Genomic DNA, 23723 nt, shown 5'->3' on the forward strand with positions numbered 1-23723 from the left:
CGTATGCGCACGACCCGACAACCCCTTCGTAGGCGAAGTACTGAACAGATCCGAAAGGCGGTGGGAGCTGTGCGGCTCTCACGAAGAGGCCTCCTCCGCGCGGGACTGGCCGGCACGGCCGCCACGGCCCTGGGCGGCCTGACGTCCGGCTGTGCCGTGCCGGCCGGCTCCACCGGCCGGAACATGGTCCTGTGGTACTGGGACGGCGGCCTGGGCGACACGGTCATCGACAGGGCCAAGGCCCGTTACGACGGTTCCGTCGATCTCCAGGCCATCAAGATCGGCGGCTACTACCGCTCCAAACTGATCACCACGCTGGCCGGCCGCGCCCACGTACCCGACATCGCGGGCCTCAAGGGCGAGGACATGGCGTCCTACCTGCCCAACGCGGACCAGTTCGTGGACCTCAGGACGCTCGGCGCGGAGAAGTACCGGAGCCGGTACCTGCCGTGGAAGTGGGACCAGGGTATCGCCGACGACGGCTCGATGGTCGGCTTCCCGATCGACTGCGGGCCGGTCGCGCACTTCTACCAGTACGAGGTGTTCCGCAAGGCCGGGCTGCCGTACGAACCGGCGGACGTGTCCAAGGAGTTGAACACCTGGGAGAACTACTTCGCGGCGGGCGAGCGACTCCGGAAGCGGATTCCGGGGACCTCGCTGCTCACCGACGTCACCAGCGTCTTCGAGAACGTGGTCCAGCAGGGCAGCAAGCGGTACGTCGACAAGGACCGCCACTTCATCGGCGACCAGGAACACGTCCGCAACGCCTGGGCACTGGCCGTCGAGGCCAAGCGGCGCCGGCTCGTCTCCAACCTCGTCACCGGCACCCCGGACCAGATCTCGGCGGTGGACTCCGGCAAGCTGCCCAGCCAGCTCGGCGCGTCCTGGGCGACGTACGACATCAAGAACGGCAACCCGAAGACCAAGGGCAAGTGGCGGATCGCCGACATGCCGGTGCGGCCCTCCAACAACGGCGGCTCGTTCCTGTCGATCACCAAGGCGTGCCGGGAGCCCGAGCAGGCCTTCGCGATGATCGCCTGGATGCTCGACGCGACCAACCAGGCCTCCGGTTACGTCGACGCGGGGCTCTTCCCCTCCACTCCCGCCTCCTACGACCTGAAGCAACTGCGCGAGCCCGACCCCTTCTTCGGCGGCCAGGTGACGACGGACGTCTTCGGTCCGGCCGCGCAGAAGATCGTGGTCGCCTACAACAGCCCGTTCGACGTGGCGCTCGGGCAGCCCATCAAGGACGAGATCAAGAACGTCGGCGTCCTCGGCAAGGACCCGGAGAAGGCCTGGAGTGACGCCATGGGCAAGTGCCGGCGGATCGCGAAGCACCTGGGGGTGAGCTACTGATGGCCACCGTCCCCACCCTGGAGAAACCACCGGCGGTCCTCGCCGCGGCGCCCACCACGGGGCCCCGGAAGGGGTTCCGCAAGTACTGGCACCTGTACGCCGCGATCTCCCCGTTCTATCTGCTGTTCCTCGCCTTCGGGCTGGTTCCCGTCGGCTTCTCGCTCTATCTGTCCTTCCACCGCTGGGACGGCCTCGGCCCGATGGAGTGGGCCGGCCTGTCGCAGTACCGGTACCTGCTGAGCGACAGCGACTTCTGGAGCTCGATCGGCAACACGCTCGTCATCTGGGCTCTGGCCACCTTCCCCATGATCTTCCTGGCGATGGTCACGGCCGTGATGCTCAACTCGGCGGTCCGCTTCAAGAACGTCTACCGGTTCGCCTACTTCCTGCCGAACGTCACCTCGGTGGTGGCCATCGCGATCGTCTTCGGCTCGGTCTTCTCCACCAACTTCGGTCTGGTCAACGCTCTTCTGCAGGCACTGGGCATCGACCAGGTGGCCTGGCTGAACACGCCGTGGGGCATCAAGGTCGCCATCGCGACGCTGATGACCTGGCAGTGGACCGGCTACAACGCGATCATCTTCCTCGCCGGACTGCAGACCGTCCCGGGCGAGCTGTACGAGGCGGCCCGCATGGACGGCGCCGGGCCCCTGCAGACCTTCTTCCGGATCACGCTGCCGCTGCTGCGGCCGACGCTGCTGTTCGTGCTCGTGGTCTCGACGGTCACCGGCCTGCAGAGCTTCACCGAGGCCCAGGTGCTGCTGCAGAACACCTCGAACGACTCGACGTTCTCCGGCGGCCCGGACCACGCGGGCCGCACGATGGTCCTCTACTTCTTCCAGCAGACCTTCGACAACAACGACTTCGGCTACGGCGCGGCCGTGGCGTGGGGCATCTTCCTCGTCGTCGTCATCTTCTCGATCATCAACTGGCGGCTGGTCAAGCGCCGGGGCGAAGACTAGGGAGGCCTGAACACCATGGCATCCGTCCAAGGCACACGGCGCCCCGAGGGCGTCCAGGGTTCCCGGCGCCGGGGCGTCGCACTGCACGCGGTCCTGGTCGTCGGGCTGCTGCTGTCGGCCTTCCCGTTCTACTGGGCCATCATCATGTCGACGCACACGTCGACCGAGATCTTCTCCTACCCGCCCAAGCTGCTGCCCGGCTCGCACTTCCTGGAGAACGTCCGCAGCCTCTTCGACACCATCGACTTCTTCGGTTCGATGGTCAACTCGCTGCTGGTGGCGGGGGCGGTGACCTTCCTGGTCCTGTTCTTCGACTCGCTGGCCGCCTTCGTCTTCGCCAAGTTCGCCTTCCCCGGCCGCCGGGCGCTGTTCGCCGTACTGATGATGATCTTCATGGTGCCGACGCAGATGGCGATCATCCCGCAGTTCGTGATGATGGCGAAGATCGGCTGGATCGGCTCGATGACGGCACTGATCGTGCCGGCGGCGGCCAACGCGTTCGGCATCTTCTGGATGCGCCAGTACATGCGGAGCGCGATCCCCGACGAACTGCTGGACGCCTCTCGGATCGACGGGGCGAACTTCCTCCGCCAGTACTGGCACGTGGCCCTCCCGGTGGTCCGGCCGGGCCTCGCCTTCCTCGGCATCTTCACCTTCATGGGCCAGTGGAACGACTACGCCTGGCCCCTGATCGCCCTCACCAACCCGGACAACGTCACCCTCCAGGTCGCGCTGTCCCAGCTGAACGGCACCCACGGCACCACCGACTACGGAATGGTCATGACCGGCGCGCTGCTCGCCCTCGTCCCGCTGCTGATCGTGTTCGCGATCGGTGCCCGCCAGATCATCGGCGACCTCGCCAAGGGGGCCGTCAAGTGAGCGACCCCCTGGTGGCCCTGCGCCCCTGGGAGGCACCCGAGGTGACCTCGTGGCGGCGGCTGCCGATGAACGCCGTCGACCGTCGCACGGGCGCCCTGAAGCTGGACGGAGACTGGCGCTTCCAGCTGCTGCCCGCGCCGGACGCCCCGGTCACCGACACGTGGTCCTCGGCGTACGTGCCCGGTGCCTGGACCATGCAGGACACCGACGACCTCCCGCAGTACACCAACGTCCGGATGCCGTTCGCGGAGTTCCCGCCGCTGTCGCCCGCCGACAATCCGACGGGGGTGTACGAGCGGGCCGTGGACGTGCCCGCCGCGTGGGCCGGCCGGCGGATCGTGCTCCAGGTGGGGGCCGCCGAGAGCGTGCTCCTCGTGCACGTGGGCGGGCGGCCGGTCGGTGTCTCCAAGGACTCCCACCTGGCCGCCGAGTTCGATCTGACGGACGTGGTGCGCGCGGGCGAGCGGGCCGTCGTACGGCTGACGGTCGTGAAGTGGTCGGACGCCTCGCACATCGAGGACCAGGACCAGTGGTGGCACGGCGGCATCACCCGCTCGGTGCTGCTGTACGCGACGGATCCGCTGCGACTGGCCGACGTGACCGTGCGGGCCGGGCGGTACGGCGACCTCCGGGTGGACTGCCTGGTGCGGGACGCCGGGGGCGCCCTCCCCGAGGGCTGGTACGTCAGCGGCGAGCTGGACGGTCACCTCCTCACCCAGGACACCGGGTTCGACCGGGCCAACGCCGACGACGAGCGGGTCTCCGACTTCCTGGGCGAGGTACGGCTGCTGACCACGGTCACGGACGTGCGCACCTGGAACGCGGAGACACCCGAGCTGTACGACCTGACCGTGCGGCTGCACCGCGCCGACGGCACGGTCGCCGACGCCGCACGGCAGCGGATCGGCTTCCGGGACGTCGAGATCGCCGGCCGGGACCTGCTGGTCAACGGCGAGCGCGTGTTCGTCCGGGGCGTCAACCACCACGACTTCCACCCGCTGACCGGGCGCACGGTGTCCGGCGACGACCTGCGCGCGGACCTGGTCCTGCTGAAACGGTTCGGCTTCAACGCGATCCGCACCTCGCACTACCCGGGCGACCCCGCGCTGTACGACCTCGCCGACGAGCTCGGTCTCTACGTCGTGGACGAGGCGGACATCGAGTCCCACGACCACGCGCACGAGACCGCCGACGACCCGCGCTACCTCAACGCCTTCGTGGACCGGGTCTCCCGGATGGTGCTGCGCGACAAGAACCACCCCTCGGTCATCGTCTGGTCGCTGGGCAACGAGTCCGACTACGGCGCCAACCACGACGCGGCGGCGGGCTGGCTGCGCCGGCACGACCCGACCCGGCCCCTCCAGTACGAGGGCGCCGCCAAGCTCGGCTGGGCGGACCCCTCGGTCGCCTCCGACATCGCCTGCCCGATGTACGCGCCGCTGGAGGAGTGCGTGGCCCACGCGCTGTCCGGCGAGCAGACCAAGCCGCTGATCCAGTGCGAGTACTCGCACGCCATGGGCAACAGCAACGGCACGCTCGCGGACCACTGGGCGGCCATCGAGTCCACCCCGGGTCTTCAGGGCGGCTTCATCTGGGAGTTCTGGGACCACGGCATCCTGCAACGTGTGAACGACGGAAGACCGGTCGGGCGAGGGGGCGCCGGACTCCACGACAACGGCGTGGCCGCGCCCGGCCACCGCTGGGCGTACGGCGGCGACTTCGGCGAGACGATCCACGACGGCGCGTTCATCGCGGACGGCGTGGTCTTCCCGGACCGTACGCCCAAGCCCGTGATGTACGAGCACCGGGAGATCGCGGCGCCGGTGCGGCTGGAGTGCCTCCGGCACGAGGGCATCGTCGTCGGCAACCACCAGCACTTCCGCGGCCTGGACTGGCTGTCCGCCGAGTGGGAGCTGGCCCTCGCCGACGGCGGCACGCTCACCGCGCCCGCCGAGCTGCCCGCTCTGCGTCCCGGTGAGACGGCGGCGGTGCCGCTGCCGTTCGAGCTGCCGGACGGCGGCGGCGAGGCCTGGCTGACGCTGCGGGTGACGACCGCCGACGACGAGCCGTGGGCGCCGCGCGGGACGGTGGTGTGTCTGCCGCAGGTGCGGCTGCGCGCGGCCACGGCCGCCGAGCGACCGCTCCCGGCGGTAGGGAACCGTTCGGTCGAGGTCGAGGTCGACGGCGAGGGGCTGCTGGTCCATCCGCTGCTCACCGCCGCGCCCGTCCTGTCCCTGTGGCGGGCGCCCACCGACAACGACGAGCTCGGCGGGATGGCGCTGCGCTGGCGGACCTGGGGCCTGGACACGCTGGTGCGCAAGGTCGTCGACGTGCACCGGAGCACGGGGCAGGTCTCCGTGCGCGCCGAGTACGCGGCGGAGGCGGGCGTCGTCCGCCATGTGCAGGTGTTCACCCCGGTCGAGGGCGGCGTCCACATCGAGGAGCGCGCCGACCTGCCCGACGGGCTCACCGATGTGGCGCGGGTCGGCTCCGTCTTCGAGACGGTGCCGGGCCTGGACCTGATGGACTGGTACGGGCAGGGCCCATGGGAGTCGTATCCGGACCGCGCCTGCGGTGCGCCGGTCGGCCACCACTCCGTCCCCGTGGACGCGTTGTTCACCCCGTATCTGCGTCCGCAGGAGAGCGGCGGCCGGCAGGGCGTACGGCGGTTCACCCTGTCGGCGCCGGACGCCACCGGTCTCACGGTCGTGCTGGACGAGCCGCGGCAGGTCTCCGTGACCCGCTATCGCGCCGAGGACCTGACGGCCGTCACCCACCATGACGCACTCGTGCCGCGGGCGGGGTGCGTGGTCCATCTGGACGCCGCCCACCGCGGACTGGGCACCGCCTCGTGCGGCCCCGACACCTCACCGTCGTACCTCGTCCCCGCGGGCGTCCACCGCTGGAGCTGGACGCTGCGCGCTCTCCGAACCGCCTGAACCACCTGTCCCGACAGCCGACCTCCCTCTCACCCGAGCTTCCTACGGAGCACACGTGTGTACTTCGCATGCCCAAGAACCGTGCGAGGCCGCGCAGGCCGGTGCCGGGCGACGCAGTTTCCTGCGGGCCACGGCACTGTTCGGCGCCGCCGCGACAGCCTCGGTGGCGCTGCCCGCCGCCTCCGCCGAGGCGACGCCCTCCGCCTGGCGCCCCGACGCCGACAGCCGTCGTTTCACGCTGGCCGTCATGCCCGACACGCAGTACCTCTTCGACGGGCCGAGCATCGACAGAGCGCCCGTCGAGGCCTCGCTGCGCTACCTCCTGGAGCACGGCAGGGAGGAGAACATCGTCTTCCTGTCGCACCTGGGCGACCTCACGCAGAACGGCGCGGCGGCCGAGTTCGCCGGGATCGGCGAGGCGTTCCGGCTGCTGGACCGGCGGGGTGTGGGCTACAGCGTCCTGGCCGGCAACCACGACGTGAAGTCCTCGACCGACGACCAGCGCGGGGCGACACCGTACCTGGACACCTTCGGACCGTCCCGGTTCAAGGGGAAGCGGACCTTCGGCGGCGCCTCCCCGGACGGCTACCACACCTACCACCTCTTCCGGGCCGCGGGCCGACAGTGGCTGGTGCTGGCGCTGGACTGGCGGCTGTCGGACAAGGGCTACGCCTGGGCGAAGAAGGTGCTGGCCGCGCATCCGAAGACGCCGGTCGTCCTCACCACGCACGAACTGGTCGTCGGGGACGACACGTTGTCGGAGTACGGGCAGCAGCTGTGGGACCGGCTGATCGACGACCACGACCAGATCTTCCTCACCCTCAACGGGCACTACTGGCCGGCCGGCCGGGCGACCCGCAAGAACGCGGCGGGGCATGACGTCCACCTGCATCTGACGAACTATCAGAACCGGTACTTCGGCGGCGCGGCCATGATCCGCCTCTACCGCTTCGACCTCGACCGGAACACCATCGACGTGGAGACCGTCTCCCCGTGGATCCTGGGCCGGGCCGCGAAGGGGCTCAACGAGCTGGAGCGGCAGGAGATCGAACTCAGCGGCGCGGCCGACCGGTTCTCGGTGGACATCGACTTCGCGGCCCGCTTCGCCGGCTTCGACCCGGTGCCGGCACGTCCCGCGCGGCCCGCCGCGAAGGTCGTCGTCCCGGGCACGGTGGCGTACTGGCGCTTCGACTCGGCGGTGTCCGGCACCGTCCGCGATCTCTCGGGCCGGGGCAACGACCTCACCCTCGTCACCGTGGGCGGCGGCACCCTGGGCTGGTCCCCGGACCACCACCCCGACCAACCCGGCCACGGCAGCCTGGAGTTCACCGGCTTCAAGTCGCCGCTCAAGGGCGCCTATCTGCGCACGGTCGACGGCGCTCCCCTCAACTCGGCCACGTTCAGGTCCGGTTACACCATCGAGGCCTTCTACCGTCTCCCGGCCGACTGGGACCCCGACCACAACGCCTGGTCGGGCCTGGTCAGCCGGACGGGCACCGGCGGCGCCGCCGGGAAGACCGGCGACGACCCCGACGAGCCGCTCGCCACCCTGTCCCTGTCGAACGACCGGGAACCCCAGTGGGCCATGCGACCGCTCAACCAGCAGGGCATCGCCACCAACTGGGCCCAGGAGACCCCCCTGGAGACCTGGTGGCATCTCGCCCTCGTCAACGACGGCAGGCACACCACGCTGTACGTCCAGGGCTGCCCGGCGGTCCGCAACCCCAAGGCGCCCGCCGTCGGCATCACCTCGGTCGGACTGCCGTGGCTGCTGGGCGGCTACGAGTACGGCGGAAAGATCGACCAGATCTTCCACGGCCGGCTCGGCGACATCCGGATCGTCGAACGGCCGCTGCCCGTCACCTCGTTCATGAACCACTGACCCTGCACGACCCGCTGACGTCTTCGAGGATCACGATGTCCGAGCAGCAACTGCCCTCCTGGGCCGATCCGTCCGTCTCCCCCACCGATCTCGACGCGCAGGGCGTCTCCCGGCGCGGACTCCTGCGCCGCGCGGGGCTGTTCGGCGCCGCGTTCGCCCTCGGCTCCACCGCCGTGCCCGCGGCGGCGACCGGCCGCGGCCCCGGCCTCGGCGGCGACGACCCGCGCCTCGCCTATCTCGTCGGCGACCACCACGTCCACAGCGTCTACAGCCACGACGCCAAGTACACGTTCTCCCAGCAGGCCCGGGCCGCCGCCAGGTACGGCCTGGACTGGATGGTCTTCAACGAGCACTCCAACTTCGGGCACGCCTCCTACGGCGCCGCCAAGGAGCACAAGGAGATCCTCAAGGCCCGCGCCGAGAACCCGCGCCAGCTGATCTTCCAGGGCCTGGAGTGGTACATCCCGGCCGCCGAGCACTGCACGGTGTTCGCCGCGCCCGGCCCCCACGAGGTGGACCTGCTCACGCGGTTCGAGCTGGCCTACGACGGCAAGCTGCTCGGCTACGACAAGGGCGGCGCCGCCGACGCGGACACCGCCCGCAACGAGGCGCACGCCGTCAAGGCCGTCAGGTGGCTGGCCGAGCAGCGCCGCACCGGCTACGTCGACGACGTCCTCGTCCTCGCCAACCACCCGCTGCGCCTGGGCATCGACTCCCCGCACGAGATGCGCAACTGGCGTGACGCGGCCCCCGAGATCATGATCGGCATGGAGGGCGCGCCCGGCGCCCAGGGCGCGGCCATCCCCGGCTGGCGTGGCCCCACGTCGATCCGCGGCGAGTACGAGAACAAGCCCTCGGCCCAGTCCTGGGCGGGCTATCCGGCGGACGCCTATCTCACCTACGGCGGCTTCGACTGGGCGACCGCGACGGTCGGCGGGCTGTGGGACTCGATGCTGGCCGAGGGCAGGCTGTTCTCGATCACCACGAACTCCGACAACCACCGGACCGTCTTCGACACCTGGAAGAACGGCGACTGGCCGGCCGGGCAGAACTTCGACGACACCGGCAAGCTGCCCGACCCCGTGAACACGGACACCGCGCAGCCGGGCAGCGACTTCTGGCCGGGCCAGTTCAGCCGCACCCACGTCGGCGTCACCCGCTACGGCTACCGCGCGGTGATGGAGGGCATGCGCGCGGGCCGGGTCTGGGTCGACCACGGGCATCTGCTCGACGGCCTCGACGTCCGGCTGCGGCGCGAGCGCGACCACGGCCGGGGCGTCACCCTCGGCGGCCGGCTGCGGGTCCGCAAGGGCGAGCGGCTCACCCTCGACATCACCGTGACGACGGCCTCCCGTCCCAACTCCCAGGGAGTCGTCCCGGAGTTGGCCCACGTGGACGTGATCCGGGGTGCGGTGCGCGGCCCGGTGGGCGACCGCGACACCTGGCGGGCGCCGGACACCCGGGTCGTCCGGTCGAAGGACGTGGCCGGACGCAAGGGGACGTACACCCTGCGCGTCCCGCTGACCGCGGGGGACGAGTCCTTCTACGTCCGGCTGCGCGGCAGCGACGGCAAGCGTCACGGCACCGGTTACCTGGGCGCGTCCGTCGACCCGCACGGGCCGATCCCGCACGCGCCCGGGGACGGTGACCCGTGGGCCGACACCTGGTTCTACTCCAACCCCGTCTTCGTGGACGTGGCGGGGGCCTGACGAAGCGTCACCTTGTGGCTGCGGGCTGCTGATCAGACGCTTTCCCGCTCGGTGCCCTCACACTCGGTGGGGCACCGGGCCGGCCGCGGGAGGGGATCCCGCCGGGCGTGCGGGCTAGGCGTAGAACCGCGAAAGGCTCTGCAGCACAGCCGCCGGCTTGGCGCCGCCCTCGATCTCGATCGTCCCGTCGACGGCGATCTGCACGCCGCCCGGCACCTCCTCGACCTCGGCGAGCCTGGCCACCAGCCGGATGCGCGAGCCCACCTTGACCGGGGAGGGGAAACGCACCTTGTTCAGGCCGTAGTTGACCTTCGTGGTGACGCCCTGGACGTCCAACAGCTCCGTGAACAGGGGGATGAAGAGGGACAGGGTGAGGTAGCCGTGCGCGATGGGGGCACCGAACGGGCCCGCGGCGGCCTTCTCCGGGTCCACGTGGATCCACTGGTGGTCGCCGGTCGCGTCGGCGAAGGTGTCGATGCGTTCCTGCGTCACCTCGATCCACTCGCTGGTGCCGAGGTCGCTGCCGGAGAGCTTCTTCAGTTCGTCGAGGCCGTTGACGGTGATGCTCATAAGTGATCTGTTCCTTAAGGGAGTTGATGGCTTCCGAAGCGCTTGCGGACCCGGGACTTGAGGAGCTTCCCGGAGGCGGTGCGCGGGAGTTCGTCGGCGAGGACGACCGACTTGGGGATCTTGTACTTGGCGAGCCGGCCGGCGAGCGAGGCCAGGATCTCGTCGGGGTCCGGCGAGGCGCCCTCGCGGGGGACGACGACCGCGCGCGGCACCTCGCCCCACTTGTCGTCCGGCACACCGATCACGGCGCACTCGACGATGTCGGGGTGGGTGAGGAGCAGGTCCTCGATCTCGGCGGGGTAGATGTTCTCCCCACCGGAGATGATCATGTCCTTGATGCGGTCGACGATGAAGACGTAGCCGTCCTCGTCGACCCGGGCGGCGTCCCCGCTGCGGAACCAGCCGTCCGTGAAGGAGGCGGCGGTCTCCTCGGGCAGCCCCCAGTAGCCGGGCATGACGTGCGGCCCGCGGACCACGATCTCGCCGGTCTCGTCGACGTCGACGGGCGCCAGGTCCGGCCGTACCACCCGTACGTCGCTGAAGAAGTGCTGCACGCCGGCCGATCCGGCCTTGTCGAGGGCGTGTTCGGCGTCCAGGAACAGTGTCCCGGGGGCGGCCTCGGTCATGCCGTAGCCCTGGAGGAAGGTCAGGCCGCGCTCCTGGTAGGCGGCGATCAGCGGGGACGACACCGGGGAGCCGCCGCAGGTGAGGATGCGCAGCGACGACAGGTCGGCGTCCTTCCAGCGCGGATGCCGGGCGATCTGGTCGAACATCGTGGGCACACCGAACATGAAGGTGATCCGGTGCCGTGCGACCAGGTCGAAGGTGGCGTCCGGGTCGAATGCCTCCACCAGGACGCAGGTGCCGCCCTTGAGGAGGACCGGCAGGGTGAGCATGTTCAGGCCGGCCGTGTGGAACAACGGGGCGGAGACCAGGGCGCGTTCGTCGGCGATCAGATCGGTGTCGACGAGGACGTTGATCGCGTTCCAGGTGAGGTTGCCGTGGGTGAGCATCGCGCCCTTGGGACGGCCGGTCGTGCCCGAGGTGTACATGATGATGCAGGTGTCGTCGGCGCCGACCGGCTCGTCGATCGGCTCGGAGGCGGCCGAGGCCAGCGCTTCCTCATACTCGGCGCCGACCTCGACGTACGCCCGCACATCGGTGCTGCCCGGCAGTCCCGCGACCAGGCCCTGGAACGACGGGCCGTAGACGAGCGCCCTGGCCCCGGAGTCCGCCAGCTGGTAGGCGATCTCCGGGCCGGCGAGGCGGGTGTTGAGGGGGACGAAGACCGCGCCGAGGGTGCCCGCCGCGAACAGGGTCTCCAGGTAGGAGGGGTGGTTGGGGCCGAGGTAGGCGACGCGGTCGCCGCGCCGGACGCCCCGGGTGCGCAGGGCGTGCGCGAGGCGGGTGGTGCGGGTGTGCAGGGTGCGGTAGTCCGTAGACTGCTCACCGTGGACCAGGGCCGTGCGGTGCGGGGTCTTGCGGGCCCGGCGTGCGGGCCACGACCCCAGTCCCTCATTGCGCATCTCGACGCCCCTTACGGTTTCGTCAGCCCGAGCAGGCGGGCGGCGTTCTCCTTGAGGATCTTCGGCCTGACCTCGTCCTTGATCGGCAGCTTCTCGAAGTCGGCGAGCCAGCGGTCCGGGGTGAGGACGGGGAAGTCGGAGCCGAAGAGGACCTTGTCCTTGAGCAGGGTGTTGGCGTACTGCACCAGTTGCGGCGGGAAGTACTTCGGCGACCAGCCGGACAGGTCGATGTGCACGCCGGGCTTGTGCGTGGCGACGGCGAGTGCCTCGTCCTGCCAAGGGAAGGACGGGTGCGCCAGGATGATCTTCAGGTGCGGGAAGTCGGCGGCCACGTCGTCCACGTGCAGCGGGTTCGAGTACTTGAGGCGGATGCCGCCCCCGCCGGGGACCCCGGCGCCGATGCCCGTCTGACCCGTGTGGAAGAGGGCGATGGTGCCCGTCTCCTCGATCACCTCGTAGAGGTCGTACGCCACCGAGCGGTCGTTGGGGAAGAAGCCCTGGATGCTGGGGTGGAACTTGAAGCCCTTCACCCCGTACTCCTCGACCAGGCGACGGGCCTGCTTGACCCCCGCCTTGCCCCGGAAGGGGTCGATGGAGGCGAAGGGGATGAGGACGTCGGCGTTGGCGGCGGCGGCCTCGGCGACCTCCTCGTTGGGGACGGGGGCCGTGCCGGTCGCGGACTCGGCGTCCACCGTGAAGATCACGGCGGCCATCCTGCGTTCCCGGTAGTAGGCGGCCGTCTCCTGAAGAGTCGGCTTCCGCTTGCCCTCGACCTTGAAGTAGGCGGAGGACGCGTCGTGCAGGTCGTCGTCCAAGGAGGAGTGCCCCTTGGAGGAGACCTCCGCGTGGGTGTGGACGTCGATCGCGACGAGGTCCTCGACGTGGGGGATCGTCATGGTCACGCCTCCGGGAACTCGGGCGCCGGGATGCCGACCGTCTGGAGTTCGGCGCCGACCGAGGTGGGCCACACGTCGGCCAGGGTCTGGGGCGTCCAGCCACCGTCGGCGTAGGCGGCGCGGATCTCCTGCGGATGCGACCAGAGTGCCACCTTGTCGCCGCCGATGCCGATGGCCTGGCCGGTGACGCCCCGGGCCGCCTCGGAGGCGAGGAAGGCCACCAGGGCCGCGCAGTCCTCGGGGGTGCCGAAGCCCTCACCCTTGCGCAGGAAGTCCGGGAAGGGTTCGCCGTTCCTCAGGGCCTCGATGTAGGGGGCGAAGGCGGGGATGGTCTCCGTCATCGCGGTCGCCGCGACCGGCACGATCGCGTTGACGGTGATGCCGGCGCGGCCCAGCTCCATCGACCAGGTGCGGGCGAACGCGGCGATGCCGGCTTTGGCGGCGGCGTAGTTCGTCTGCCCGAAGTTGCCGCGCTGTCCGGCCGGGGAGCCGACCAGGATCAGGGAGCCGCCCTCGCCCTGCTCGCGCATCCGCACGGCGGCGGCCCGGGCGCAGGTGAAGGTGCCCTTGAGGTGGGTGGTGATCACCGCGTCGAAGTCCTCGTCGGTCATCTTCCACAGGACCTTGTCCCGCAGGATGCCCGCGTTGGTGACCAGCACGTCGAGCCGGCCGAACTCCTCGACGGCCCGGTTCACCAGCCGGTCGGCGGCCTCGGACGTCCCGACCGGGACCACCTCGGCGACGGCGGTGCCGCCCGCCTCGGTGATGGACTTCACGGCCTGCTCGGCCACGGCCTCGTCGACGTCGTTGACGACCACGCGGGCGCCGTGGGCGGCCAGGACGTGCGCGTAGGCGAGGCCGAGGCCCCGGCCGCTGCCGGTGACGACGGCGGCCTTGCCGGTGAGATCGATGCTGGGCACGGGCGGGTCCCTTCACGTGACACGGATGAGGCGGCCGCACCAGCGCGGCGCCCAGATCGAAGCTAAGAGCAATAATTGGTGACGTCAATAGTTGTTGCTGTCCGTCCAGTGCGTCAGACTGGTACGTGACACCAGCACGGCCACGTCCCCCCGACCGCTCAGCACACCGGACCGCCCCGCCCGGGGCCTCTCCCAGGGAGCCCGCCATCGCCCGCCAGCCCCACGCCACCGACCCCGCCGCAGGCCCCGCCCCGATCGACGCCGACGAGCCGTGGATGCGCGGCCTGCACGCGGACACCGGCTACCTCCTGTACCGGCTGGGCCTGCGCTCCGGGCAGCTCTTCAACGGCTTCCTCCAGGAGTCCGGCCTGCGCCTGCGCCACTACGCGCTGCTCCGCCTCCTCGCCACCTCCGGCGGTGCGCTCCAGCGCGAACTGAGCACCACGCTCGGCTACGACCCGAGCGCCATCGTCGGCCTGGTCGACGACCTGGAGAAGCTGGGCTTCGCCGAGCGGCGCCCCTCCCCCGACGACCGCCGCAGCCGCATCGTCGTCCTCACCGAGGCCGGCCGCGATTTCCTGCGCGACACCGACGAGGCGGGTCTGAGGGTGACCAACGAACTGCTGGGCCCGCTCGACCCGGCCGAGCGCGACACCCTGCACGCCCTGCTGCTGCGACTCGCGGAGGACCGGCTCGCCTGACGCGGCACCGACGACGGACGTCCGCGGCGGCGCCGCCCCGCACCGCCCCCACGACCTGGCCCATCCGGGAGGTGTCCGGCCATGACCACCCGCTCCGCACCCGACCGGCTGCTGTCCGTCCTCGCCGCGTTCGACCACGCCCACCCGGCGCTCAGCCTCACGGACATCAGCCGACGGGCCGGGCTGACCCTCACCACCGCGCACCGCCTCGCCGGCGCCCTCACCGACTGGGGCGCGCTGGAACGCGACGAGTCCGGCACGTACCACGTCGGACTGCGCCTGTGGGAGGTCGCGGCGCTCGCACCCCGCGCCCTCGCCCTGCGGCAGGTCGCGCTGCCGTACCTGGAGGACCTGTACGAAGCCACCCACGAGAACGTGCAGTTGGCGGTCCGCGACGGCTCCGAGGTGGTCTACATCGAGTGGATCTCCGGGCGTTCGGCGGTCGGCGTCCACATCCGCGTCGGCGCCCGCTGGCCGCTGCACGTCACAGGTGTCGGGCTCGCTCTGCTGGCGTACGGCGACCCCGAGCTCCAACAGGAGTACTGCGCCCGCCCATTGGCCTCCTACACCCCGCACACCATCACCGACCCGAGCCGCCTGCGCCGGACCCTCGCCGAGATACGCCGCTCGGGCGTCGCGGTGAGCGACCGTCAGATCACCGAGGACGCCCTCTCCGTCGCCGCCCCCGTACGCGGACCGGACGGCACCCTGATCGCGGCCGTCTCGGTCGTCGTCCCCGAGCACGGTGCCCAGGTACCGGCGCTCATTCCGGCGGTACGGCTGGCGGCCCGGGGGATCTCACGGGCACTGGGATGGCAGCCGGAGGAGAGCCGGGCGTAGACGGTGGGGCCCTCTGTCGGCAGGGCTCGGGCGACCAGGTCGCCGCCGTCCTCCAGCGCCCCGGCGTGCCCACGCCCACCCCTGGGAAGCCGCGCCCGGCGACGCGGCGCCCTCACACCGACTCTCCTCACCGGAATCTCAGACGGCGACCCCGGCTTTCAAAGGATCACCCCAGATACGGGGCGCACGATGCACACGCCAAGACGGATATCTCAGGAAGGCGTGCCGTGGGCGTCCCGCACCTATCGAACCGGTCCGAGCGACAGCCGCAGGGGTGGTCCCGGCGCGGGCTGCTCGGTGCGCTCGGCGCGATACCCGCCGCCGCCGTGCTCACGGGGTGCGGCGGCGGATCGGCGCACGCGTCGAAGGGGGCCGCGGCGGGCGGCGGGGCGACGACGTCCGCCCAGGCCGCCACGGCGAAGGCGAGCATCGCCGTCACCCCCGCCGACGGCACCGGGAAGGCCGGGTTCACCAGCCCCGTCGAGGTCACCGTCACCGACGGCACGCTCACCTCCGTGAAGGTCACCGGCGACGACGGCTCCACGCTGAGCGGCTCCTTCAACGACGCCCGCACCCGGTGGACCTCCGCCAAGAACCCCTCCTCGGGCACCAGGTACGAGGTCACCGCGGAGGCGGAGGACGGCGCCGAGGAGAGCACGACGTTCACCACGAGGTCGCCCGGGGAGACCTTCGTCGGCTACTTCACCCCCGAGGCGAACTCGACGTCCGGCGTCGGCATGCCCGTGTCGGTCGACTTCACGCACGCGGTGACGGACCGGGCCGCCGTCGAGAAGGCGATCACGGTCACGGCCGAGCCCGCCGTCGAGGTCGTCGGCCACTGGTTCAGCGACACCCGACTCGACTTCCGGCCCAAGACGTACTGGGCGGCCGGCACCACGATCACGCTCGCTCTGCGGCTGAAGGACGTCGAGGCAGCGGACGGCGTCTACGGCACACAGTCGAAGGACGTCACCTTCCACATCGGCCGCGAGCAGATCAGCACGGTCGACCTCGCGACGAAGCGGATGACCGTCCGGCGGAACGGCGCGACCACCGCCACCTATCCGGTCTCCGGCGGCGACGCCGAACACACCACCTGGTCCGGGATCATGGTGATCAGCGAACGGTTCAAGCAGACCCGCATGGAGTCCTCGACCGTGGGCCTGGGCGACGAGTACGACATCTCCGACGTCCCGCACGCCCAACGGCTCACCACCTCCGGGACCTTCATCCACGGCAACTACTGGGCGTCCACCTCGGTGTTCGGCAGCCAGAACACCAGTCACGGCTGCGTGGGCCTGCACGACGCCAAGGGTGCGAACGACACCTCGGTCGACGGCTACACGTTCTACCGGAGCTCGATGCTCGGGGACGTCGTCGTCGTGAAGAACTCCGGCGAGGACACCGTCGATCCGGCCAACGGACTCAACGGATGGAACCTGTCCTGGGCGGACTGGAAGGCGGGCAGTGCCCTTTAGCACATTCGCGCCTTCATCGGGTTAACTCACCCGGGGCAGAAGGACTTTCACTGCTACACCTCTTGACGACCGGAGTGCCCGAGAGCACATTGGGCCCACTTTGAGAGCGCTCTCAGCCAGTTCCGAGGACGCCGTCGAAGGCACCCGCGCACCTCACTCCGTACCCGAGAGGCAGCACCCCCTCATGAGTGGAACCTCCGGCATACCCCGCAGACGGCGCCCGTTGCGGCGGGCGCTCGTCGCCGTCATCAGCACCCTGGGCCTCGCGGCGGCTGCCGCCACGGTCGCCTCACCGTCCGCGAACGCCTCCGCGCCCACGCCCCCGGCGGGCTGGTCGCAGGTCTTCCTCGACGACTTCACCGGTGCCGCGGGCACCGGCGTCTCCACCGCCAACTGGCAGTACGCGACCGGGACCTCGTATCCCGGCGGCCCTGCCAACTGGGGCACCGGCGAGGTCGAGACGATGACCAACAGCACCAGCAACGTCTCACTCGACGGCAACGGCAACCTGCGCATCACCCCGCTGCGCAACGCGGCCGGCAACTGGACCTCGGGCCGCATCGAGACCAACCGCACCGACTTCCAGCCCCCGTCGGGCGGCAAACTGCGCGTCGAGGCCCGGATCCAGATGCCCAACGTCACCGGCACCGCGGCCGAGGGCTACTGGCCCGCGTTCTGGATGCTGGGCGCGCCCTACCGGGGCAACTACCAGAACTGGCCGAGCGTCGGCGAGCTGGACATCATGGAGAACGTCCAGGGCCTCAACACCGTGTGGGCCACCATGCACTGCGGCACCAGCCCGGGCGGCCCGTGCAACGAGACGACGGGCCTGGGCGGTTCGACCTCGTGTCCGGGCACGACCTGCCAGGCCGGCTTCCACACCTACACCATGGAGTGGGACCGCTCGGTGAGCCCCGAGGCGATCCGTTACTCCGTCGACGGTGTCAACTTCCACACCGTCACCGCCAACCAGGTCGACGCGACGACCTGGTCCAACGCCACCAACCACGGCTTCTTCATCATCCTGAACGTGGCGATGGGCGGCGGCTTCCCCGACGCGTTCGGCGGCGGACTGGACGCCGACACCCGCTCCGGCGTGCCGATGACCGTCGACTACGTCCAGGTCCTGTCGGCCACCGGCGGCACCACCACTCCCCCACCGACCGGCAACCGCGACGCCTACGCCGCCATCCAGGCCGAGTCCTACGACAGCCAGTCCGGCTCCAGTACCGAGACCACCTCGGACACCGGCGCCGGCCAGAACATCGGCTCCCTCGCCAACGGCGACTGGGCCCTGTACCGGGGCGTCAAGTTCGGTTCCTCCGCGGCCACCCAGTTCGTCGCCCGCGTGGCCAGCGGGGCGGCGACCGGCGTCAGCGGCCTCGTCGAGGTCCGCCTCGACAGCCGTACCGCCGCTCCCGTCGGCACCTTCTCCCTCGCCAACACGGGCGGTTGGCAGTCCTGGCGGACGGTCCCGGCGAACATCAGCTCGGTGACGGGCACGCACGACGTGTATCTGACGTTCACCAGCGGCCAGCCGGCCGACTTCGTGAACGTGAACTGGTTCAACTTCGGGCATTGACGCCCTCTCCGCGAGGGGCCCCGCTCGTGCGGGGTCCCTCCCGGACCCCGCACGCGTCGTCGCGGACATCCGTCGTGAGCTCATGGTCTTCGCCGGAGGGTCACGCAACCCTGAAAGGTTTCAGGTTCCCTCCCGCCCGACGTGCTCCGAGACTTGGGGCGCTGGACCCGCCACCGAGTCTCCAGGGGGAACCATGTCTTTTCGTAAGCGAGTGGTCGCGGCGACGATCGGCGCCGCCACGGCGGCCATGGTGGGGTTGAGCGCGTCCCCGGCATCGGCGAGCGTCTCGAACGGTTATGTCAGCGGAGGCGGCGAATTCACCAACGACTGGGGTGACGAGGGCCCGCTCTCCACGAGCAGCAACACCCGTTCCAACGCCACCTGCCTGTGGCAGCAGATCCTCTGGGCGGAGGGGGCCAACGAGCAGAACGGCTCCGACTTCGACGCCGCGGACATCGACGGCGACTTCGGGCCGAACACCCGGCACGCGACGATGGACCTGCAGCGACGCTGGAACCTGGAGGACGTCGACGGCATCGTCGGGCCGGACACCTTCGGCTACCTCGACGGCAGGCGGCTCGTGCACTACTCGGGCAGCACCTCGGGCAACCTGTGGATGCACTACGACGGGCCGACGCACCACTTCTACATCAACCGGACCAGCTCCGGAAACTACGGCTTCTACGAGGGCTCTTCGAACGACAACGGGACCACGATCCGGTACGCCTCGTACAACTTCCGCAGCTGCGGCTGACACCGGCACGCCGAGGCCGACCGCGACACGGTGAGACTCGGCGTCAGCACGCCCCGGAACGCCCGGCGGTGGGTGAAACCACCCCGGCGCCCACCTTGTGGGCGAAGCCCGCGGTCCCCGAGGTCTCCTCAGCCCTCGCTCCGGCGGGACACGCGAAGCGCCGCCGCTCTCCCTCACGGAGACCGGCGGCGCCGTCGCGTGTCCAGGGGAGCGCCGCCGTGGATGCGGGAGAGGTGACCGCTCGGGTGCGGCGACCGGCTCGGCGGCCCGGCGCCACCCGCCGGTCCCTCGCTCGCCCCGACCGGCCCCGGGCCGCCGTCACCGCAGCTCCGCCCGGAATCCCGCCGGAGTCACCTCCGTGTGCTGCTGGAAGAACTTGGAGAAGTTCGCCGCGTCGGGGAAACCGACCGCCGCTCCGACCCGGCCGATCGGCATGTCGGTGTGGGCGAGGAGGCGTTTCGCCTCCAGGATCACGCGTCGGTCGATGAAGCCCTTGGGGGTCTGGCCGGTGGCGGCGCGGACCGCGCGGACGAGGGTGCGCCGGGAGTAGCCGAGGGTGTCGGCGTAGGCGCTGACGCTGTGGTTGGTGGCGAAGCCCCGCTCCACGGCGTCCCGGAAGAGGGTGAAGGTGGTGTCGGACTGCCGTCGCAGCGCCTCCGCGGAACTCGCCGCGAGGTGGGCCAGGCGCAGCAGGAACGCGCTGAGCGTGTGGCGCAGTACCGCGGTGTGCAGACTGAGGGGGAGGGTCCCGGCGTCCTCGTACTCGCGTTGCAGTTGGGCGAGGGCGGACCGGAGTGCGTCGAGCCGGGGTTCGTCGGGGCGCAGCAGGGGCGGCAGGTCGTAGCGGTAGAGGCCGGTGGCCTCGACGGTGGCGCGGGGCAGGAAACCGGGCTGCATGGTCAGGACGGTCCCGCGGTACTCGCTGGTCGGTGAGAAGCGGTGGACCTGGCCCGGGCGGATCCACAGCAGGTCACCGGGCCTCGCCTCGTACTCGTCGAAGTCGATCATGTGGCGGACGGGACCGCCCCCGTCGCCGTCGCCACCACGACCGACGCCCCCACCACGACCGTCGCCGAAGAGCATCACGACGTGGAAGTCGATGCGGTGCACGCGCTCCAGCGGTGCCTCCGCGTGCCAGGTGCGGCCGGTACCCATGGGGCCGACCTGCATGCCGACACCGCCGACGCTCAGCTCGACCGGGAAGGGAAACGTTCTGATCCCGTCCATGCCACCGTCACCGTCGCCGCCTTGGATGGTTCTGTCCGCCATGTCCTTCTCGTGCCGCCTCGGTCCAGCCGTCCGTGTCCCACTTTCACCACAGGCTGACACACGAGCACCTTCCCCCATAAAAGTCCGACTTTTAGATTTGAAGGCATCAGACCAGTTACCCCGCTCCGATCGAGGACTTCTTGAAGATGAGCACGCAGACACCGGACCGCTTCGAATGGACCGAACTCGACCGGCGTGCCGTCGACACCGCCCGCCTGCTGGCGGCCGATGCCGTGCAGCGGGTCGGGAACGGACACCCGGGAACGGCCATGAGCCTGGCCCCGGCGGCGTACACGATCTTTCAGAAGGTGATGCGTCACGACCCGGCGGATCCCGAGTGGACGGGCCGTGACCGCTTCGTCCTGTCCCCCGGGCACACCTCGCTCACCCTCTACACGCAGCTCTACCTCGCCGGGTACGAGCTGGAGCTCGACGACCTGAAGGCGTTCCGGACCCACGGTTCGAAGACGCCCGGTCACCCCGAGTACGGCCACACCGCCGGCGTCGAGACCACCACCGGCCCGCTCGGGCAGGGTGTCGCCAACGCGGTGGGCATGGCGATGGCCGCCCGCTACGAGCGCGGTCTGTTCGACCCCGAGGCCGCCGAGGGCACCTCGCCGTTCGACCACACCGTCTGGGCGATCGTCTCCGACGGCGACCTGGAGGAGGGCATCTCCGCCGAGGCCTCCTCGCTGGCCGGTCACCAGAAGCTCGGCAACCTCGTCTTCCTCTACGACGACAACCACATCTCCATCGAGGGCGACACCGCGACCGCCTTCTCCGAGGACGTGCTGAAGCGGTACGAGGCGTACGGCTGGCACGTGCAGCGGATCGAGCCCGGCGAGGACGGCGACGTCGACGTCGACGCCCTGTACGCGGCCCTCACCGCCGCGCGGGCGGAGACCGGCCGCCCCTCGATCGTCGCCATGCGCACGATCATCGCCTGGCCCGCGCCGAACGCCCGGAACACCGAGGCCTCGCACGGTTCCGCGCTCGGCGCGGACGAGGTCGCCGCCACCAAGCGGCTGCTGGGCTTCGACCCCGAGCGGAGCTTCCAGGTCGACGACGACGTCCTCGCCCACGCCCGCCGCGCCCTGGACCGGGGCGCGCAGGCGCACGCCTCCTGGGACAAGCGGCTCGACGAGTGGCGCGGCGCCCAGCCGGAGCGCGCCCGGCTCTTCGACCGGGTCGTCGCCGGTCAGCTGCCCGAGGGCTGGGAGGACGCCCTCCCCGTCTTCGAGGAGGGGACCTCCGTCGCCACCCGCGCCGCGTCCGGCAAGGTGCTCCAGGCGCTCGGCGCGGTCATCCCGGAGCTGTGGGGCGGCTCGGCCGACCTGGCCGGCTCCAACAACACGACGATCGACAAGACGTCCTCGTTCCTCCCGGCGGACAACCCCCTGTCCGAGGCCGACCCGTACGGCCGCACGATCCACTTCGGTATCCGCGAGCACTCCATGGCCGCGGAGATGAACGGCATCGCGCTGCACGGCAACACCCGCATCTACGGCGGCACCTTCCTCGTCTTCTCCGACTACATGCGCAACGCCGTACGGCTCTCCGCACTGATGCACCTGCCGGTGACCTACGTGTGGACGCACGACTCCATCGGCCTCGGCGAGGACGGTCCCACCCATCAGCCGGTCGAGCACCTCGCGTCCCTGCGGGCCATCCCGGGCCTGAACATCGTCCGGCCCGCCGACGCCAACGAGACCGCGCTCGCCTGGGCCGAGATCCTCAAGCGGCATGCCACCGACCCGGCCCCGCACGGTCTGGCGCTCACCCGTCAGGGCGTGCCGACGTACGCGCCGAACCCGGACACGACGAAGGGCGGCTACGTCCTTCGTGAGGCGTCCACCGGGACCCCCGACGTCGTCCTGATCGCCACCGGCTCCGAGGTCCAGCTCGCCGTCGCCGCGCGCGAGACGCTGGAGGCCGAGGGTGTGGGTACGCGGGTGGTGTCGATGCCGTCCGTGGAGTGGTTCGAGGAGCAGTCGCGGGAGTACCGCGAGAGCGTCCTTCCGCCGTCCGTGAAGGCGCGCGTTGCGGTCGAGGCCGGGATCGGTCTGACGTGGTACCGGTTCGTAGGTGACGCAGGACGCATCGTCTCCCTCGAACACTTCGGCGCCTCCGCCGACGCGAAGACCCTGTTCGCCGAGTTCGGCTTCACCGCCGAGAACGTCGCCGCCACGGCGCGGGCCGTGCTCAGTTCGACCACGGGCCCGTCCGCCGCGCGTGGCTGATCCGACCGCCAGAAAGAAGATGATCACCGTGACCGAAGCAACCGCGCCCGCGGGAGCACTCAAGCGCCTCTCCGACGAGGGCGTCTCCATCTGGCTGGACGACCTGTCGCGCACCCGGATCGAGTCCGGGAACCTCGCCGAGCTCGTCGAGACGAAGCACGTGGTGGGAGTCACCACCAACCCGTCCATCTTCCAGGCCGCCATCGGCTCCGGCGCGGGCTACGAGGAGCAGCTCGGCGACCTCGCCCTGCGGGGCGTCACCGTCGACGAGGCCGTCCGCATGATGACGACCGCCGACGTGCGGGCCGCCGCCGACGTCCTGCGTCCGGTGTACGACGCCACGGACGGCCGCGACGGCCGGGTCTCCATCGAGGTCGACCCCCGCCTCGCCCACGAGACGCGGGCCACGATCGCCGAGGCCAGGCAGCTCGCCTGGCTGGTCGACCGGCCCAACGTGATGATCAAGATCCCGGCGACGAAGGCCGGTCTCCCGGCGATCACCGAGGTCGTCGGCCTCGGCATCAGCGTCAACGTCACGCTCATCTTCTCGCTGGAGCGCTACCGCGAGGTCATGGACGCCTACCTCGCCGGCCTGGAGAAGGCGCAGGCGGCCGGGCTCGACCTCGCCACCGTCCACTCCGTCGCCTCCTTCTTCGTCTCCCGCGTGGACGCCGAGATCGACAAGCGGCTGACGGTGCTCGGCACCGAGGAGGCCCTGGCCCTCAAGGGGCGCGCCGCCCTCGCCAACGCGCGGCTCGCCTACGAGGCGTACGAGGCCGTCTTCGACGGTGAGCGCTGGACCGCCCTCGGCGGCGCCCGCGCCAACAAGCAGCGTCCGCTGTGGGCGTCGACCGGTGTGAAGGACCCGGCGTACAAGGACACCCTGTACGTCGACGAGCTGGTCGCGCCCGGCACGGTCAACACGATGCCGGAGGGCACCCTGAACGCCACCGCCGACCACGGCGTCATCACCGGCGACACCGTCTCCGGCGGCTACCCGCAGGCCCGCGCCGACCTCGCGGCCGTGGAGCGGCTCGGCATCTCCTACGACGAGGTCGTGGGGCAGCTGGAGGACGAGGGCGTCGCCAAGTTCGAGGCGGCCTGGCAGGAGCTGCTCGACGCCGTGACGAAGTCCCTGAACGGGAAGGGAGTTGACGGGGAATGAGCAAGAAGCTTCCCGAAAAGACCGCTCCGGCAGCGCCGGAGACCGACACGCCCGA

The 23723-nt window shown here is 70.6% G+C and carries 18 protein-coding genes; 13 read left to right on the forward strand and 5 right to left on the reverse strand.

The window, feature by feature from the left end; translation table 11 throughout:
• Positions 1–69: 69 nt before the first annotated feature.
• From ACZ5VD_RS08415 to ACZ5VD_RS08440, 6 genes are read left to right on the forward strand one after another with little or no spacing between them, the layout of a single operon-like run.
• Positions 70–1356 (forward strand): ABC transporter substrate-binding protein, encoded by a 1287-nt coding sequence (locus ACZ5VD_RS08415; RefSeq protein WP_468551288.1) that lies wholly within the window; start codon positions 70–72, stop codon positions 1354–1356.
• On the forward strand, positions 1356–2318 hold the full coding sequence (locus ACZ5VD_RS08420; RefSeq protein WP_468551287.1) for a carbohydrate ABC transporter permease: 963 nt from the start codon (positions 1356–1358) through the stop codon (positions 2316–2318). The genes ACZ5VD_RS08415 and ACZ5VD_RS08420 overlap by 1 nt, the downstream gene beginning before the upstream one ends.
• A 15-nt stretch (positions 2319–2333) precedes the next feature.
• Positions 2334–3197, forward strand: a complete 864-nt coding sequence (locus tag ACZ5VD_RS08425) for a carbohydrate ABC transporter permease (RefSeq protein ID WP_468551286.1) — start codon at positions 2334–2336, stop codon at positions 3195–3197.
• Positions 3194–6136 carry a glycoside hydrolase family 2 TIM barrel-domain containing protein gene (locus ACZ5VD_RS08430; protein WP_468681524.1) on the forward strand — a complete coding sequence of 981 codons (2943 nt, stop codon included), beginning with the start codon at positions 3194–3196 and terminating at the stop codon, positions 6134–6136. The genes ACZ5VD_RS08425 and ACZ5VD_RS08430 overlap by 4 nt, the downstream gene beginning before the upstream one ends.
• Before the next feature lie 55 nt (positions 6137–6191).
• The gene (locus ACZ5VD_RS08435; RefSeq protein ID WP_468681525.1) at positions 6192–8018 is read left to right on the forward strand and encodes a LamG-like jellyroll fold domain-containing protein; all 1827 of its coding nucleotides are present in this window, start codon (positions 6192–6194) and stop codon (positions 8016–8018) included.
• A gap of 35 nt (positions 8019–8053) precedes the next feature.
• Complete coding sequence (locus tag ACZ5VD_RS08440) at positions 8054–9727, forward strand: PHP domain-containing protein (protein ID WP_468681527.1); 1674 nt, start codon at positions 8054–8056, stop codon at positions 9725–9727.
• A gap of 114 nt (positions 9728–9841) precedes the next feature.
• Here the strand turns inward: ACZ5VD_RS08440 and ACZ5VD_RS08445 are convergent, their stop codons facing one another.
• From ACZ5VD_RS08445 to ACZ5VD_RS08460, 4 genes are read right to left on the reverse strand one after another with little or no spacing between them, the layout of a single operon-like run.
• Positions 9842–10297 carry a MaoC family dehydratase gene (locus ACZ5VD_RS08445; protein ID WP_468681529.1) on the reverse strand — a complete coding sequence of 152 codons (456 nt, stop codon included), beginning with the start codon at positions 10295–10297 and terminating at the stop codon, positions 9842–9844.
• Between the two features lie 14 nt (positions 10298–10311).
• A complete protein-coding gene (gene menE / locus ACZ5VD_RS08450) occupies positions 10312–11823 on the reverse strand; it encodes an o-succinylbenzoate--CoA ligase (RefSeq protein ID WP_468551275.1) in 1512 nt (503 codons plus the stop codon).
• 11 nt (positions 11824–11834) lie between these two features.
• Positions 11835–12719 carry an amidohydrolase family protein gene (locus ACZ5VD_RS08455; RefSeq protein WP_468681531.1) on the reverse strand — a complete coding sequence of 295 codons (885 nt, stop codon included), beginning with the start codon at positions 12717–12719 and terminating at the stop codon, positions 11835–11837.
• 2 nt (positions 12720–12721) lie between these two features.
• On the reverse strand, positions 12722–13639 hold the full coding sequence (locus ACZ5VD_RS08460; RefSeq protein WP_468681533.1) for an SDR family NAD(P)-dependent oxidoreductase: 918 nt from the start codon (positions 13637–13639) through the stop codon (positions 12722–12724).
• A 275-nt stretch (positions 13640–13914) separates the two neighbouring features.
• Between ACZ5VD_RS08460 and ACZ5VD_RS08465 the strand changes: the two genes are divergently transcribed.
• The 5 genes from ACZ5VD_RS08465 (at position 13915) to ACZ5VD_RS08485 (ending at position 18994) form a co-directional block, all read left to right on the forward strand.
• Positions 13915–14340 carry a MarR family winged helix-turn-helix transcriptional regulator gene (locus tag ACZ5VD_RS08465; protein WP_468551397.1) on the forward strand — a complete coding sequence of 142 codons (426 nt, stop codon included), beginning with the start codon at positions 13915–13917 and terminating at the stop codon, positions 14338–14340.
• A gap of 81 nt (positions 14341–14421) precedes the next feature.
• Complete coding sequence (locus tag ACZ5VD_RS08470; RefSeq protein WP_468551272.1) at positions 14422–15180, forward strand: IclR family transcriptional regulator; 759 nt, start codon at positions 14422–14424, stop codon at positions 15178–15180.
• Between the two features lie 227 nt (positions 15181–15407).
• A complete protein-coding gene (locus ACZ5VD_RS08475; protein ID WP_468681535.1) occupies positions 15408–16658 on the forward strand; it encodes a L,D-transpeptidase in 1251 nt (416 codons plus the stop codon).
• Between the two features lie 184 nt (positions 16659–16842).
• Positions 16843–18240: a glycoside hydrolase family 16 protein gene (locus ACZ5VD_RS08480; RefSeq protein WP_468551270.1), complete on the forward strand. Its 1398-nt coding sequence runs from the start codon at positions 16843–16845 to the stop codon at positions 18238–18240.
• A gap of 193 nt (positions 18241–18433) precedes the next feature.
• The gene (locus ACZ5VD_RS08485; protein WP_468551269.1) at positions 18434–18994 is read left to right on the forward strand and encodes a peptidoglycan-binding domain-containing protein; all 561 of its coding nucleotides are present in this window, start codon (positions 18434–18436) and stop codon (positions 18992–18994) included.
• Between the two features lie 318 nt (positions 18995–19312).
• On the opposite strand, the gene ACZ5VD_RS08490 is transcribed toward ACZ5VD_RS08485, so the two are convergent.
• Positions 19313–20263: a helix-turn-helix domain-containing protein gene (locus ACZ5VD_RS08490; RefSeq protein ID WP_468551268.1), complete on the reverse strand. Its 951-nt coding sequence runs from the start codon at positions 20261–20263 to the stop codon at positions 19313–19315.
• 146 nt (positions 20264–20409) lie between these two features.
• Here ACZ5VD_RS08490 and tkt point away from each other — a divergent pair, with 146 nt between their 5' ends.
• Both tkt and tal read left to right on the forward strand, forming a co-directional pair.
• Positions 20410–22503, forward strand: a complete 2094-nt coding sequence (gene tkt, locus ACZ5VD_RS08495; protein ID WP_468681536.1) for a transketolase — start codon at positions 20410–20412, stop codon at positions 22501–22503.
• A 19-nt stretch (positions 22504–22522) separates the two neighbouring features.
• Positions 22523–23668 carry a transaldolase gene (tal, locus tag ACZ5VD_RS08500; protein ID WP_468551266.1) on the forward strand — a complete coding sequence of 382 codons (1146 nt, stop codon included), beginning with the start codon at positions 22523–22525 and terminating at the stop codon, positions 23666–23668.
• Positions 23669–23723 lie beyond the last annotated feature (55 nt).

The organism is Streptomyces sp. NPDC032822 (assembly GCF_055578825.1).